Origin of the sequence: Plasticicumulans lactativorans, from assembly GCF_004341245.1 — a bacterium.
GTDB classification, from domain to species: Bacteria; Pseudomonadota; Gammaproteobacteria; order Competibacterales; family Competibacteraceae; genus Plasticicumulans_A; species Plasticicumulans_A lactativorans.
In genome coordinates, this window is record NZ_SLWY01000003.1 from 71343 (window position 1) to 86523 (window position 15181).

14 protein-coding genes are annotated in these 15181 nt (G+C 74.1%); 10 read left to right on the forward strand and 4 right to left on the reverse strand.

Going from position 1 to position 15181, the window contains the following annotated elements; genetic code table 11:
- Positions 1-63: 63 nt before the first annotated feature.
- The 9 genes from mdcA to EV699_RS02680 all read left to right on the forward strand — a co-directional run bounded on the left by mdcA (position 64) and on the right by EV699_RS02680 (position 7647).
- Positions 64-1713, forward strand: a complete 1650-nt coding sequence (mdcA, locus tag EV699_RS02640; RefSeq protein ID WP_132538675.1) for a malonate decarboxylase subunit alpha — start codon at positions 64-66, stop codon at positions 1711-1713.
- A gap of 138 nt (positions 1714-1851) precedes the next feature.
- The gene (mdcC, locus tag EV699_RS02645) at positions 1852-2169 is read left to right on the forward strand and encodes a malonate decarboxylase acyl carrier protein (RefSeq protein WP_132538677.1); all 318 of its coding nucleotides are present in this window, start codon (positions 1852-1854) and stop codon (positions 2167-2169) included.
- A complete protein-coding gene (locus EV699_RS02650) occupies positions 2166-3044 on the forward strand; it encodes a biotin-independent malonate decarboxylase subunit beta (protein ID WP_132538679.1) in 879 nt (292 codons plus the stop codon). The genes mdcC and EV699_RS02650 overlap by 4 nt, the downstream gene beginning before the upstream one ends.
- A gap of 1 nt (position 3045) precedes the next feature.
- Positions 3046-3753: a biotin-independent malonate decarboxylase subunit gamma gene (gene mdcE / locus EV699_RS02655; RefSeq protein ID WP_132538681.1), complete on the forward strand. Its 708-nt coding sequence runs from the start codon at positions 3046-3048 to the stop codon at positions 3751-3753.
- A gap of 100 nt (positions 3754-3853) precedes the next feature.
- Positions 3854-4543 carry a malonate decarboxylase holo-[acyl-carrier-protein] synthase gene (gene mdcG, locus EV699_RS02660; protein ID WP_279389394.1) on the forward strand — a complete coding sequence of 230 codons (690 nt, stop codon included), beginning with the start codon at positions 3854-3856 and terminating at the stop codon, positions 4541-4543.
- On the forward strand, positions 4543-5439 hold the full coding sequence (gene mdcB / locus EV699_RS02665; RefSeq protein ID WP_132538686.1) for a triphosphoribosyl-dephospho-CoA synthase MdcB: 897 nt from the start codon (positions 4543-4545) through the stop codon (positions 5437-5439). Before mdcG ends, mdcB begins: the two co-directional genes overlap by 1 nt.
- 2 nt (positions 5440-5441) lie before the next feature.
- On the forward strand, positions 5442-6362 hold the full coding sequence (gene mdcH, locus EV699_RS02670) for a malonate decarboxylase subunit epsilon (RefSeq protein ID WP_132538688.1): 921 nt from the start codon (positions 5442-5444) through the stop codon (positions 6360-6362).
- Between the two features lie 81 nt (positions 6363-6443).
- Complete coding sequence (locus tag EV699_RS02675; protein WP_132538690.1) at positions 6444-7190, forward strand: TerC family protein; 747 nt, start codon at positions 6444-6446, stop codon at positions 7188-7190.
- Between the two features lie 31 nt (positions 7191-7221).
- Positions 7222-7647 carry a universal stress protein gene (locus EV699_RS02680; RefSeq protein WP_132538692.1) on the forward strand — a complete coding sequence of 142 codons (426 nt, stop codon included), beginning with the start codon at positions 7222-7224 and terminating at the stop codon, positions 7645-7647.
- 252 nt (positions 7648-7899) lie between these two features.
- Here EV699_RS02680 and EV699_RS02685 read toward each other — a convergent pair whose 3' ends face one another.
- From EV699_RS02685 to EV699_RS02700, 4 genes are all read right to left on the reverse strand, one after another.
- A complete protein-coding gene (locus tag EV699_RS02685) occupies positions 7900-9042 on the reverse strand; it encodes a TIGR03118 family protein (protein WP_132539007.1) in 1143 nt (380 codons plus the stop codon).
- A gap of 378 nt (positions 9043-9420) precedes the next feature.
- Positions 9421-10359 carry a histone deacetylase family protein gene (locus EV699_RS02690; RefSeq protein ID WP_132538694.1) on the reverse strand — a complete coding sequence of 313 codons (939 nt, stop codon included), beginning with the start codon at positions 10357-10359 and terminating at the stop codon, positions 9421-9423.
- A 130-nt stretch (positions 10360-10489) separates the two neighbouring features.
- Positions 10490-12220: an ABC transporter ATP-binding protein/permease gene (locus EV699_RS02695; RefSeq protein WP_132538696.1), complete on the reverse strand. Its 1731-nt coding sequence runs from the start codon at positions 12218-12220 to the stop codon at positions 10490-10492.
- 105 nt (positions 12221-12325) lie between these two features.
- Positions 12326-13870 carry a helicase HerA-like domain-containing protein gene (locus EV699_RS02700; protein WP_132538698.1) on the reverse strand — a complete coding sequence of 515 codons (1545 nt, stop codon included), beginning with the start codon at positions 13868-13870 and terminating at the stop codon, positions 12326-12328.
- A gap of 106 nt (positions 13871-13976) precedes the next feature.
- On the opposite strand from EV699_RS02700, the gene EV699_RS02705 reads away from it, so the two are divergent.
- Positions 13977-15173, forward strand: a complete 1197-nt coding sequence (locus tag EV699_RS02705; RefSeq protein ID WP_341540210.1) for a glycosyltransferase family 4 protein — start codon at positions 13977-13979, stop codon at positions 15171-15173.
- Positions 15174-15181 lie beyond the last annotated feature (8 nt).

The window sequence follows — 15181 nt, forward strand, 5'->3', positions numbered from 1 at the left end:
ATCGCTGCGGCCGCGGCCCCGCCGCCCGCAGCGTGGCCTCAACCTCCACCCGGGAGCCCCGACATGACGGTCCGTCAATGGAACACCCAGGCGCAGAACCGCGCCGCCCGGCGCGAACGCGCGGCAGCGCTGGCACGCGGCCGCCACGTCGCCAGCGCCGACGCCCGCGCCCTGCTCGAAGCCGTGCTCGAGCCCGGCGACCGCGTCTGCCTCGAAGGCAACAACCAGAAGCAGGCCGACTTCCTGGCGAAGACGCTGGTCAGCGTCGACCCGGCGCGGGTGCACGACCTGCACATGGTGCAGTCGGTGCTGGCGCTGCCCGAGCACCTCGAGGTGTTCGAGCGCGGCATCGCCCGCAAGCTCGACTTCTCGTTCTCCGGGCCGCAGGGCGCGCGGCTGGCCAGGCTGCTCGGCGCCGGCAAGCTCACGATCGGCGCGATCCACACCTACCTGGAGCTGTTCGGGCGCTACTTCACCGACCTCACGCCCAAGGTCAGCCTGGTCGCCGCGCAGGCCGCCGACGCCGCCGGCAACCTCTACACCGGCCCGAACACCGAGGACACCCCGGTGATCGTCGAGGCCACCGCGTTCCGCCAGGGCATCGTCATCGCCCAGGTCAACGAGATCGTCGACCGGCTTCCGCGCGTCGACATCCCGGCCGACTGGGTCGACTACGTGATCCTGGCGCCGACGCCGAACTACATCGAGCCGCTGTTCACCCGCGACCCGGCGCAGATCTCCGAGGTGCAGGTGCTGATGGCGATGATGGCCATCAAGGGCATCTACGCCGAGTACGAGGTCAACCGCCTGAACCACGGCATCGGCTTCGACACCGCGGCGATCGAGCTGCTGCTGCCGACCTACGCCGAGTCGCTGGGGCTGAAGGGCAGGATCTGCCGGCACTGGGCGCTCAACCCGCACCCGGCGCTGATCCCGGCGATCGAGGCCGGCTGGGTCGAGTCGGTGCACTCCTTCGGCGGCGAACTCGGCATGGAGGCCTACACCGCGGCACGCCCCGACGTGTTCTTCACCGGGGCGGACGGCAGCATGCGTTCCAACCGCGCGCTGTGCCAGGCCGCCGGCCACTACGCCTGCGACATGTTCATCGGCTCGACGCTGCAGATCGACCTCGCCGGCAACAGCTCCACCGCCACCCTCGGGCGCATCACCGGCTTCGGCGGCGCGCCGAACATGGGCGCCGACGCGCGCGGCCGCCGCCACGCCAGCCCTGCCTGGCTCAAGGCCGGGCGCGAGGCGCGCGCCGGGCGCAACACCATCCCGCGCGGGCAGAAGCTCGTCGTGCAGATGGTCGAGACCTTCCGCGAACACATGGCGCCGGCCTTCGTCGACACGCTCGACGCCTGGGAACTCGCCGAGCAGGCCGGCATGCCGCTGCCGCCGGTGATGATCTACGGCGAGGACGTCAGCCACATCCTCACCGAGGAGGGCATCGCCAACCTGCTGCTGTGCCGCACCGACGAGGAGCGCGAGCAGGCGATCCGCGGCGTCGCCGGCTATACCCCGGTGGGCCTCGGCCGCGACAAGCGCATGGTCGAGAACCTGCGCGACCGCGGCGTCATCCGCCGCGCCGAGGATCTCGGCATCGACAAGCGCCTGGCGACGCGCGACCTGCTCGCCGCGCGCTCGATGAAGGACCTGGTACGCGCCTCCGGCGGGCTCTACGACCCGCCGAAGCGCTTCCGCAACTGGTAAGCGCCCCCTTCTCCCCGGGGGAGAAGGGCCGGGGATGAGGGTTCCTTCCGGGGCGCCGGCGAAGGCGAAAGCACCCTCACCCCGACCCTCTCCCGGGGGGGCGGGGGTAACAGACAAGCGCATCAGAGGACACGCAGCATGGAAACCCTGACGTTCGAATACCGTGGTGGGCGGGCGCTCGCCGCGCCTGCCGCCGCCACCCTCACCGGCGTGGTCGGCTCCGGCAACCTCGAGGTGCTGGTCGAGCCCGCCGCGCTCGACGGCGCCTGCCGGGTCGAGGTCACCACCGCCGCGGTCGGTTTCGGCCGCATCTGGCAGGCGGTGATGGACGACTTCTTCGCCCGCCACCCGCTCGCCGACGTGCAGATTTCGATCAACGACGTCGGCGCCACGCCGGCGGTGGTCAGCCTGCGCCTCGACCAGGCGGTCGAGGCCTTCCGCGGAGGTGTGGCATGAGTCACAGCTACTTCGAGGCGAACGCGCGCGAGCGCCTGGCACAACTGCTCGACGCCGGCAGCTTCCGCGAGCTGCTGCCGCCCGGCGCGCGCATGACCAGCCCGCACCTGCCGCCGCTCGACGCCCCGGTCGCCTTCGACGACGGCGTCGTGGTCGGTGCCGGCACGCTCGACGGCCGCCCGGTGCTGGTCGGCGCGCAGGAAGGCGGCTTCAACGGCGGCGCGGTCGGCGAGGTGCACGGCGCCAAGCTCACCGGCCTGCTCGAACGCGCGCTCGACGAGCGCCCGGCCGCGGTGCTGCTGCTGGTCGAGAGCGGCGGCGTGCGCCTGCACGAGGCCAACGCCGGCCTGATCGGCGTCTCCGAGGTGATGCGCGCGGTGCTCGCGGCGCGCAGCGCCGGCATCCCGGTGCTGGTGCTGATCGGCGGCCAGTACGGTTGCTTCGGCGGCATGGGCATCGTCAGCCGCTGCTGCGACGCCATCGTCATCAGCGAGGAGGGCCGCCTCGGCCTGTCCGGCCCCGAGGTCATCGAAACCACCTGCGGCGTCGAGGAGTTCGACTCGCGCGACCGCGCGCTGGTGTGGCGCACCGTCGGCGGCAAGCACCGCTACCTGCTCGGCGAGGCCGACCGCCTGGTGCCTGACGACATCGCCGCCTTCCGCGCGGCGGCGCGCGAGCTGCTCGACACCCGCCCGGACCTGTCGCTCGCCGCGCTCGAGGCCGAGCACGCACGCCTCGGCCGGCGCATCGACCGCTTCGGCGACTGCCGCGACGCGCGCGACATCTGGACGCGGCTCGGCATCGCCGCGCCCGAGCGCCTGCCGCTGCTCGACACCGCCGAGTTCCTCGCTGCCACCGCCGACCGGAGGGCCTGAGATGGACGCCCGCACCCTGCTCGACCAGCTCTTCCCCGCCGGCCACGACGTGGTCTTCGACGGTCCGTACTTCGCCGGCAGCGGCCGCTGCGGCGCCGGCAGCGTCGCGGTGATCGGCAGCGTCGACGCCGCGCCGATCGGCATCGAGCTCGCGCATCGCATGGCCGGCGCCGTGCTCGACGTGGTGCGCGAGCACCCGGGCCGGCCGATCCTGCTCGCCGTCGACACCTCCGGCCAGCGCCTGAGCCACCGCGACGAACTGCTCGGCATCAACGGCTACATGGCGCACCTCGCCAAGTGCATCGCGCTCGCCCGCAACCGCGGCCACCGCGTGCTCGGCCTGGTGTACTCGAAGGCGGTCAGCGGCGGCTTCCTCGCCAGCAGCCTGCTCGCCGACGTCTGCTACGCGCTGCCCGACGCCGAGGTGATGGTGATGAACCTGCCGGCGATGTCGCGCGTGACCAAGATCGCGCTCGAACGCCTGCAGGCGCTCAGCCAGACCTCGCCGGTGTTCGCCCCCGGCGTCGCCAACTACCTGGCGATGGGCGCGGTCGAGGCGCTGTGGGACGGCGACCTCGCCCAGCGCCTCGACGCCGCGCTCGCCGCCCCCGTCGACGGCGACCGCCGCCGCGCGGTCGGCGAGGCCCGCGGCGGCCGCCTGCTCGCCCGCCGCGTCGCCGAGCGGGTGCGCACCGATGCCGTCGGCTGAAGCGCCGGTGGTGCCGGGGAAAGGCACCCTCACCCCAACCCTCCCCCAGAGGGGGAGGGGGCGCGGTGACTCCCTTCCCCCTCTGGGGGAAGGGCCGGGGATGAGGGTTCCTTTCCAGACCGCCGGCACAGGCGAAAGGCACTCCTGCGCGCCGCGCCGGCACGACAGCGTGTGGCTGCACCCGGACTGGGCGGCGCACCTGGCGTCCCCGCTCGACGCCGCCGCGCAGGCGGCGGTGGCGGGCTGGTGCGCGGCGGGGCGGCCGCTGGTGACGGCGCGCCGCCAGCCCGGTGACGCTGCGGCGACGCTGCGCCTCGGCCTCGCGCTGCCGACGTGCGATGGCCGCCGGCGCATCGGGCTGCACCTGGACACGGCGGCGGTCGCGCGCGTGGCGCCACCGCCGCCGCTCGCCGCGGCGCTCGTCGCGGCCCCGCCGGCGTGGCGCGAGGCGCTTGCCGCGCTCGCCGCCGCTGCCGCCGGGCTCGGGGTCGACTGCCGCGTCTACGGTTCGCTCGCCTGGCAGTTCCTGTCGGGGGCCGAGTACCTGCGGCCGGCGTCGGACGTCGACCTGCTGCTCGCGGCAGACGTCTGGCCCGCGCTCGAGCGCCTGCTCGGGCGGCTCGCGGAGACCACCGTGCCGCGCCTCGACGGCGAGGTGCTGCTGCCCGACGGCGACGCCGTCGCCTGGCGCGAGCTCGCGGCGCGGCCGGCGCGGGTGCTGGTCAAGGGCCCGGATCGCGTCGGTTTTCGCAGTCATGCCGGCGTGATCGCCGCTTTCGGAGGTGCGTGATGCATCACCCCCTGTCGTCCCTGCCGGCGCGCCGGCACGCGCCGCACCCCGGCAGCGCGATGCCGGCGGTCGTCGCCCAGCCGATCGGCCGCGCCGCGGTGCGCGCGCTCTACGACGAGCTCGCGCTGTACCCCAAGCCGGGGCTGGTGAGCCCGGTCGATGCCGGCAGCCACCACGACATGGACATGCGCACCTTCATGCGCAGCCTGTTCGCGCTGCGCAGCTACTTCCGCGACATCGCCGCCGCCGGTGCCCAGGGTGCGGATTTCGCCACGCTGCAGGCGCTCGGGCGCATCGCCGAGCAGCGCATGCTCGCCGCCACCGGCGGCATCAACACCCACCGCGGCGCAGTGTTCGGCATCGGCCTGCTCGCCGCCGCCGCCGGCTGGCACCGCGCGCACGGCCTGCCGCTCGGCGGCGCGGCGCTCGCCGCGACCGTGGTCGAGCGCTGGGGCGCGGCGATCGCCGCCGCCGCACCGCCACCGACGGCGCCGCCGGCGAGCCACGGCGAAGTCGCCGCGCAGCGCTACGGTGCCGGCGGTGCGCGCGCCGAGGCGCTGCGCGGCTTCCCGGCACTGTTCGAGGTGGCGCTGCCGCCGCTGCGCGAGGTGCTGGCGCGCACCGGCTGCCCGCGACGGGCGCGGGTGCAGGCGCTGTTCGCGCTGCTGGCGGCGCTGGAGGACACCAACCTGCTCTACCGCGGCGGGCCGGCCGGGCTCGCCTTCGTGCAGGGCGAGGCGCGGCGCTTCCTCGATGCCGGCGGCGTGCTCGCGGCCGGCTGGGAGGTGCGCGCGGTCGCGCTGCACCGCGCCTGCGTGGCGCGCCACCTGTCGCCGGGCGGCAGCGCCGACGTGCTCGCCGCCGCCTGCTTCGTCCACGCGCTGGGCGGGCGCTGAGCATGGCGCTCGGCATCCTCTGCCCGGGGCAGGGCGCGCAGCACCCGCAGATGCTCGCGCCGCTCGCCGGCGATGCGGCCGCCGGGGCGGTGCTGGCGAGCGCCGCCGCCGTGCTCGGCCGCGCGCCGGCGGAACTGCTGCGCGAGCGGCCCGATGACCTCTTCCGCAACGCGCTCGCGCAGCCGCTCTTGTGTGCCGTGGAGCTCGCCACCTGGGCGGCGCTGCGCACGCGGCTGCCGGCGCCGCGCGCCTGCGCCGGCTACAGCGTCGGCGAGCTCGCCGCCTACGCCTGCGCCGGCGCGCTCGACGCCGACGAATTGGTGCGCCTCGCGGTGCGCCGCGCCGAGCTGATGGACCTCGCCTGCGCCGAGCCCAGCGGCCTGGTCGCGGTGCGCGGCCTGACGCAGCGCCCGCTCGCCGCGCTGTGCGCCGCGCACGGCGTGACGATCGCGATCATCAATGACGCCGACCGCTGCGTGGTCGGCGGCCGCCGCGCCGAACTCGACGCCTTCGCCACCGCCGCGCGCGCCGCCGGCGGCGCGCTGACGCCGCTGTGCGTCTCGGTGGCCTCGCACACCCCGCTGCTGCAGCCGGCGGCCGAGGCCTTCGCCGCGACGCTCGCGGCGAGCGGCCTGCGCGCGCCTCTGGTGCCGGTGCTCGCCGGCATCGACGGCGCGCCGGTGTACGATCGCGCGCGGGCCGTCGACTCGCTGGCGCGGCAGATCGCGCACACCGTCGACTGGGCCGCGTGCCTCGACGGGCTGGTCGAGGCCGGCTGCCGCGTGCTGCTCGAACTCGGCCCCGGCAGCGGCCTCGCGCGCATGGCCCGCGAGCGCCATCCCGAGCTCGCGGTGCGCGCGGTGGACGAATTCCGCAGCCTCGACGGCGTGGTGGCGTGGGTGGAGCGGCAACTCCAGGGGTAAGCCGCCGGCGCGGGTCGTGCGATGCTGCGCAGCCGGCGCGGGGCCGCCGCGCCGCCCTTTCACGACAACCCCGGGGGACCCATGCACGAGATTGCACTGGACGGCGGCTTTCTGATCGCCGTGCTTCAGATCGTCGCCATCGACATCCTGCTCGGCGGCGACAACGCCGTGGTGATCGCGCTCGCCTGCCGCCGCCTGCCCGACGCGCAGCGCAGGCAGGGCATCATCTGGGGCGTGGCCGGCGCCATCGCGCTGCGCGTGCTGCTGATCTTCTTCGCGCTGCAACTGCTCGAACTGCCGTTCCTGAAGATCGTCGGCGCGCTGCTGCTGCTGTGGATCGGCGTCAAGCTGCTGCAGCCCGAGGCCGAGGACGCGCACGGCAAGATCGAGCCCTCGGTCCACCTGCTCGGTGCGATCAAGACGATCATCGTCGCCGACGCGGTGATGAGCCTCGACAACGTCATCGCCGTGGCCGGTGCGGCCAAGGGCCATCTCGGCCTGGTGGTGTTCGGCATCGTCATCAGCATCCCGATCGTGGTCTGGGGCAGCACCCTCGTGCTGAAGCTGATGGACCGCTTCCCGGCGGTGATCACGCTGGGCGCGGCGCTGCTCGGCTGGATCGCCGGCGGCATGCTGGTCGGTGACGTGTTCCTCAAGGCCTACGTCGACGGCGCGCCGGGCTGGCTGCACCACGTCACCGCGGCGATGGGGGCGGGGCTGGTGGTGGCGGTCGGCACCTGGCTCGCCCGCCGCGCGCCGGTCGCGGCGCCGGCACCGATCGAGGAACTCGCGGTCGGCCATCAGGGCGACGGCCCGCGCCACGACTGAGGTCGCCACCCCGCCACGAGGAGTCCATGCCATGTTGAAGATCCTGCTCCCCATCGACGGCTCGGCCCACGCCGGGCGTGCGGTCGAGCACGTGCTGCAGCGGCGCGCCGAGCTCGGCGCGTTCGACCTGCACCTGCTGAACGTGCAGCTGCCGCTCGAATCCGGCCACGCGAAGCTGTTCTTCGGCCCCGACGAGATCGCCGCCTACCAGCGCGAACAGGGCCTCGACGCCCTGCGCGCCGCCCGCGAGCGCCTCGACGCCGCCGGCGTGCCCTACACCTTCCACGTCGTCGTCGGCCACGCCGGCGAGACCATCGCCCGCTTCGCCCGCGAGCAGGCCTGCGACCAGATCGTGATGGGCAGCCACGGCCGCAGCGCCCTCACCCACCTGGTGCTCGGCTCGGTCGCGAGCGACGTGATCCGCCTCGCCGACGTGCCGGTGACGCTGGTCAAGTAGCCGGTGCCGGCGAAAGGCACCCTCACACCGACCCTCCCCCGGAGGGGGAGGGAGTGCGATGGCACCCTTCTCCCGCTGGGAGAAGGGGCGGGGATGAGGGTTCTTTGTCGTCGCCGAGGGTGGCGCTGGGCCGGGAAGAACCCTCGTCTGCCTTGTGGATAGCCCAGACGCCTCGGTAAGGAACCCTCACCCCCGGCCCCTCTCCCAGTGGGAGAGGGGTTGAAGGAAGGATGAGAGGAAGAGTGGTGTCGCTCAGCGCCTGGTGCGGCGGCGCAGGCCGGCGAGGCCGAGGGTGAGCAGGGTCCAGCTCGCCGGCTCGGGTACCGATACGGCGCTCAGCTTGCCGAACAGGCCGTTCGCCTCGTCGTCGAGGCCGGCGGTGAAGAACAGCTCGTTGGGGCTGCCGGCGTTGCCGCCGTTGCCGAAGGCGAGGCCCCAGAGGCCGTCGATGGCGATCGGGGTGCCGGTGGCGTCGGCAATCTGGCCGAGGAAGGCGCCGGTGGCGGCGTCGAAGGCGTTGATCAGGCCGTCGCCGAAGTTGCCGACCAGCAGTGCGCCGGCGAACTCGCCGAAGCCCGCCGGGGCCAGCGCGAGGCCCCACGGCGCGTTCAGCGTGCCGCCGGTGGCGAGGCGGCGTATCAGGCTGCCGTCGGTGTCGAACACGTCGACGATGCCGAGGCCGGGGCCGGCGGTTTCGTCGTCGGCGCCGGGCTGGCGCAGCGCGTAGGTGACGTAGAGCTGGCCGCCGAGGTTCTGGATGTTGAACGGCACGTAGCCGGCCGGCAGGTTCGGGTCGAGGAAGCCGCCGCCGGGCGTGGTGGGGGTGAAGGCGGCGTCGAACACGTCGATCTTGCCGCCGGTGAAGTTGGCGGCGTAGAGCAGGTTGCCGCTGCCGGTGCTGCCGAGCGCGAGCCCCTTGTAGACCGCGCCGCTGGCGCTGTTGTCGATCTTGAGGGGGGCGACCGTGCCGGTGCCGGGGTTCCAGCCGGCGATCGTGCCGTCCTCGGTCGCGAACAGGAACCGCGCCGGCGTGTTGGGGGTGATCTGGAAGTCGGTGGTCGGGTTGAAGACCTGGCCGGTCGGGGTCGACGTCGTGCCGGGCGGGCTGCCCGGCGATGGCGGGATGGTCACCACCAGGCCCTGCTTGACGCCGCTGCCGTTGTACAGCGTGCTCAGGCCGGTGCCGTTGTCCGACACCCACCACGGGCTGGTGGGGCTGGCGGAGAGCCCCCACGGGTTGACGAGGTCGGGGTCGAGCTGGGCGGCGCGGCCGGGCACGTTGGAGACCAGGTCGGTTTCGACGTAGGCGGCCTGCGCGGCGAGCGCAGGGGCGGCGAGCAGGCCGGCGAGGGCGAGGCGGCGCAGCGTGGGGCCGGTCGGGAAGGGTGCGGTCATCGGTGGGTCCTCCTGCCAGAGGCGGGCGCGGCCGATGCCGGGCGCTGGCGCCGCAGCCGGCCGCAGGTCCGGCCGCAACTGCGGCCGGTAAGGCGATGCCTGTGCCGGCCACGGGGGCGGCGCATCGCATGCCGGGACGTTCCGCGCCCGGGTCTGGCGAGCGGGCATCCCCGCCGGCCGTGGCCGACGGGGGCGCGCTGCGCCGCTGGGACTTACACCGCTGCGGCCGTCGCATTCCCGGGCGACGGTGGCGGCGGGGTTGGCCTGAACGCCTGCGCCGATCGGCGGCGGCGTTCTTCCCCCCGTGGGGGGCGGGCCGGGTGCGTGCGACGCGCCCTCCGGCCGGCGTGGCAGGGCGCCCGCGCGCCCCACGGGCTCTCAGCCCCCGTCCGCCTCCAGCAGCGCGCGCACGTGGGCGGCGCTGCTCGCGGCGAGTGCGGTGAGGTCGTAGCCGCCTTCGAGCGCCGACACCAGGCGCCCGCCGGCGACCTCGTCGGCGATCTCGGTGAGCGCGCGGGTGATCCAGAAGTAGTCGCGTTCGGTCAGCGCGAGCTCGGCCAGCGGGTCGTCGCGGTGCGCGTCGAAGCCCGCCGAGACCAGCAGCAGCTGCGGCGCGAAGGCGCGCAGCGCCGGGGCGATCTCCTCGTGCCAGGCGGCGCGCAGGTCCTCGCCGTCGGCGCCCGGCGGCAGCGGCACGTTGAGGATGTTGTTGGCCACGCCGCGCTCGCCGGCCGCGCCGGTGCCGGGGTACAGCGGCCACTGGTGGGTGGAGACGTACTGGCAGTCGGGGCGCTCGCTGAAGGCCGCCTGCGTGCCGTTGCCGTGGTGCACGTCGAAGTCGATCACCGCCACGCGCGTCACGCCGTGCACGGCCTGCGCGTGCAGCGCGCCGATGGCGATGTTGTTGAACAGGCAGAAGCCCATCGCGCGCTCGGGCTCGGCGTGGTGGCCCGGCGGGCGCACCGCGCAGAAGGCGTTGCGCGCTTCGCCGCGCATCACCGCGTCGACCGCCGCGCACACCGCGCCGGCGGCGCGCAGCGCGGCCTCGAAGCTGCCGGGCGAGACCACGGTGTCGGCGTCGACGTAGCCGAGGCCCCAGTTGGGCATGCCGTGCATGATGCGGTCGACGTAGCGCGCCGGGTGGACGCGCTCGATCTGCTCGAAGCTCGCCGCCGGGGCCTCGCGCCACACCAGCGCCTCGAAGCCTTCGCCGCCGAGCGCGTCGAGCACCGCCTGGATGCGCGCGGCGCGCTCCGGGTGGCCGCGGCCGGTGTCGTGCTCCGAGCAGTGGGGGTGCCAGTAGATGTGCGTCGTCATGGCCGGGCCCTGTGTGGGCGGGCCGACGCGGCGCAATGTGCGCGCATGGTTGCGTCCTCCTCGCGGCCGGGTCGTCGCCCGGCCGTCTTGCTTTAGCTTAGTGCGCGTTGCCCCGCTCGGGGGCGCGCGCTCAGGCGGGAGCCGCGGCGAGCGTCCAGCCGCCGTCGCCACCGAGCTGCAGTTGCCGGTCGTGGAAGGCCTTCAGCGTGCTGCGGTGGCCGACGCTGACGATGGCGGTATCGGGCAGGCGCTCGCGCAGCAGGCGGTATAGCCGCTGCTCCGAGGGCTCGTCGAGCGCCGAGCTGGCCTCGTCGAGGAACAGCCAGCGCGGCCGGCGCAGCAGGATGCGCGCGAAGGCGATGCGCTGCTGCTCGCCGCCGGACAGCGTCTGCGCCCAGTCGGCCTCGTCGTCGAGGCGCCCGGCGAAGCTCTCCAGGCCGGCGTCGGTGAGTGCGCGCGCGAGTTCGGCGTCGTCGACCGGGCGGTCGAGGCCGGGGTAGAGCAGCGCCTCGCGCAGCGGGCCGATGGTCAGGTAGGGCTTCTGCGGCACGAACAGCGCATCGGGCTCGGCGAGCGCGACCTCGCCGCGGGCGAACGGCCACAGCCCGGCGAGCGCGCGCAGCAGCGTGCTCTTGCCGCTGCCCGAGGGGCCGGTGATCAGCAGGCTGGTGCCGGGGCCGAGGTCGAGGTCGAGCCCGGCGAGCAGCGGACGGCGGTCGGGGCGGGTGACGTCGAGCGCGCCGATGCGCAGCGCGTCGGCCGCCGGCGGGCGCGCCACGGCATTCGCGGCGGCGAAGCGCGGCGAGGTCTGCTCCAGCGACTCGACGAAGCCGAGCAGGCGGTCGGTGACCGCGCGCCACGCGGCGATGCTCTTGTAGGCGTCCATGAAGAAGGTCAGCGCGTCCTGCACGCGGCCGAAGGCGCTCGCGGTCTGCATCAGGTCGCCGAGCTTGATGGCCTTGCCGAAGTACGCCGGTGCGGCGACGACCAGCGGGAACACCGAGGCCACCTGGCCGTGCACGCTGCCGAACATGTCGACGCGCAGGCCGACGCGGATGATGCGGAAGTAGTTGTCGACGATGCGCCGGAAGTGGTGCATGAAGCGGCGGTTCTCGGTCTGCTCGCCGCCGTACAGTGCGACGCTCTCGAGGTTCTCGCGCAGCCGCATCAGGTCGAAGCGGTAGTCGGCTTCGAGCTTCTCCTGCTGGAAGTTCAGGCGGATCAGCCGCCGCCCCAGCAGGTGGGTGATCCAGGTGCCGAACGCCGCGTAGCCGATCGCGCACCACATCAGGAAGCCGGGGATGTCGTACGCCTGCCCGCCGATGGTCAGCGGCACGTTGGCCGACAGGTTCCACAGGATCACGATGAAGCTCGCCAGCGTCGACACCGCGTTGATCAGCCCGAACACCAGGCTCATGGTCAGCTCGGTGAAGCTGCCGATGTCGCTCGAGATGCGCTGGTCGGGGTTGTCGGTGGTGTCACCGAGCAGCTTCATCCGGTAGAAGGTCTTGTCCTGCAGCCAGCGCGTCTGGTAGCGCTCGGTGAGCCAGGTGCGCCAGCGGATGCGCAGCCACTCGCGCAGGTAGAAGCGCACGCCCACCACCACCATGTACACCGCGACGATCCAGCCGAAGACGACGAGCTGGGCGTAGAAGGCGTCGCGGTCGAGGTTCTGGATCGCGTCGTAGAAGTCGCGGTTCCAGTTGTTGAGCCACACCGTCACCGCCACGATCGACAGGTTGCCGGCGATCACCACGACGAGCAGCAGCCAGGCGCTGACTTTCTGCTCCGAGGTCCAGTAGCTGTAGGTCAGGCGCCAGACGCGGGCGGCGTAGGCGCGGTCGAAGAGCTTTTGTTCCATGGGGGTTCCGGAAGGGAGGGAACGGGGCCGCCGCCGGCGCAGGCGTCGCCGGCACGGCGCGGACGCCCGCTTGGGCGGGTGCCGGCGCGGAAGGTTCCGCGGCCTTCAGCGGCGTCGGCCACCGCCGCCGAACAGCGAGCCGAGCACGCCGCGCACGATCTGGCGGCCGACCGAACTGCCGATGGAGCGCGCGGCGCTCTTCGCCATCGCTTCGACGATGCCGCCGAGCGGGCTCGCCGCCGCGGCGCGCCCGCGGGGGTTGCCGCCGCCGCCGAGCAGGCCGCCGCTGGCCTCGCCGAGCACGCTGTCCTTGACCGTGTCGAACACGCCGCCGAGCAGGCCACCGCCGCTTTCGCCGCCCGCCGCGCCGCCGCCGTGCCCGGCGAGCATCTCGTACGCCGATTCGCGGTCGATGGCCTGCGCGTAGTGGCCGTGCAGCGGGCTCGCGCGCACCCGGGCATCGCGCGCGGCGGCGTCGAGCGGCGCGAGGCGGGTGCGCGGCGGGCGGATGTAGGCGCGCTCGACCGGCGTCGGCGTGCCCCTGGCGTCGAGCACCGAGACCAGCGCCTCGCCGACGCCGAGCTCGCCGATCGCCCGCGCCACGTCGAGCCCGGGGTTGCTGCGGAAGGTCTCGGCGGCGGCGCGCACCGCCTTCTGGTCGCGCGGGGTGAAGGCGCGCAGCGCGTGCTGCACGCGGTTGCCGAGCTGGCCGAGCACGGTCTCGGGCAGGTCGAGCGGGTTCTGGGTGACGAAGTACACGCCGACGCCCTTGGAGCGGATCAGCCGCACCACCTGCTCGACCTTGTCGACCAGCACCTTGGGGGCGTCGTCGAAGAGCAGGTGGGCCTCGTCGAAGAAGAACACCAGCCTGGGGCGGTCGAGGTCGCCGGCCTCGGGCAGGCGCTCGAACAACTCGGCGAGCAGCCACAGCAGGAAGGTGCCGTAGAGCCGCGGCGCGTGCATCAGCTGGTCGGCGACCAGGATGTTGACCACGCCGGCGCCGTCCTCGGTCTGGATCAGGTCGTCGAGGTCGAGCGCGGGCTCGCCGAAGAAGCGCTCGGCGCCCTCGTGTTCGAGCTGCAGCAGGCCGCGCTGGATCGCACCGATGCTGGCGGCGGAGACGTTGCCGTACTGCGTCCTGAACTCGGCGGCGTGGTCGCCGACGTACTGCACCATCGCGCGCAGGTCCTTGAGGTCGAGCAGCAGCAGGCCGTTGTCGTCGGCGATGCGGAACACCATCGTCAGCACGCCGGCCTGGGTGTCGTTGAGGCCGAGCAGGCGGCCGAGCAGCAGCGGGCCCATGTCCGACACGGTCGCCCGCACCGGCAGGCCGCTGTCGCCGAACACGTCCCAGAACACCACCGGGCAGGGGGCGAAGTCGGCCTCGCTCATGCCGAAGTCGGCGAGCCGCTCGCGCACCCGCGGCGAGTCGCCGCCGGCTTCGGCGAGACCGGAGAGGTCGCCCTTGACGTCGGCCAGGAACACCGGCACGCCGAGCGCCGAGAACTGCTCGGCCAGGGTGCGCAGGGTCACGGTCTTGCCGGTGCCGGTGGCGCCGGCGATCAGGCCGTGGCGGTTGGCCATGCGCGCGAGCAGGGCGATCTCGTGCGCGCCGCGGGCGAAGGGCAGGGTGTCGGGGGCGGGGGGCATGCGGGGTTTCCTCGGCTGAAGCAGCGTTCGCGGCAGTATATCGGCGCCCCGCGCGGGGCCGCCCCCTATAATCGCGCCGCCGACCGCCCCGGCCCCGGAGCCGCCGATGCTGCGCATCCTGACCTTCTCGACGCTGTTCCCGAACGCCACCGCACCGCACTTCGGGGTGTTCGTCGAAAACCGCCTGCGCCAGCTCGTCGACAGCGGCGGGGTCGAGGCGCGGGTGGTGGCGCCGGTGCCCTGGGTGCCGCGCGGGCTGCCGCTGCCGGTGGGCTACGCGCGGCTCGCGCGGGTGCCGGCGGCCGAGACGCGCCACGGGCTCACCGTGCTGCACCCGCGCTACCCGCAGCTGCCGCGCATCGGCATGAGCCTGCACCCCTTCGGCCTCGCCGCCGCGGTGCTGCCGCTGCTGCGTCGGCTGATCCGCGAAGGCTTCGACTTCGACCTGCTCGACGCGCACTACTTCTACCCCGACGGGGTCGCCGCCTGGCTGCTCGCGCGCTGGCTCGGCAAGCCCTACGTGGTCACCGCGCGCGGCAGCGACCTCGTCACCATCGCCAGGTTCGCGCTGCCGGGGCGCTTGATCCGGTGCGCGGCACAGAGCGCCGACGGGCTGATCACCGTCTCGAAGTCGCTGCAGGACGAGCTGGTCGCGCTCGGCATCGGGCGCGAGCGCGTCACGGTGTTGCGTAATGGCGTCGATCTGGAGCAGTTTCATCCCGTCGACCGCGCGGCGGCGCGTGCGCGCCTGGGCGTCGACGGTGCGGTGATCGCCTCGGTCGGGCACCTGATTCCGCGCAAGGGCAACGCCTATGTGATCCGGGCGCTGCCGGCCTTGCCCGGCGTGACGCTGCTGCTGGCCGGCGACGGCCCGGAGCGCGCGATGCTCGCCGCACTCGCCGCTGAGCTCGGTGTCGAGGGGCGCGTACGCTTCCTCGGCGTGGTCGGCCACGAGCACCTCGCCGAGGTCTATGGCGCCGCCGATGCGCTGGTGCTCGCCACCGGCCACGAGGGCTGGCCCAACGTGCTGCTGGAGGCGATGGCCTGCGGCACGCCGGTGGTGGCGACGGCGGTGTCGGGATGTCCGGAGATCGTCGCCGCACCGCAGGCCGGGCGGCTGGTGCCGGACCGCGAGCCGGCGACGCTCGCCGCCGCGCTCGCCGCGCTGCTCGCGGCGCCGCCGTCGCGCGATGCCACCCGGCGCTACGCCGAGGGCTTCGGCTGGGCGCCGACCACGCGCGGCCAGCTCGAACTGTTCCACGCCATCCTGGCGCGGCGCCGGGCGGCGCCGGCCGCGGCGTGAGGCGGTCT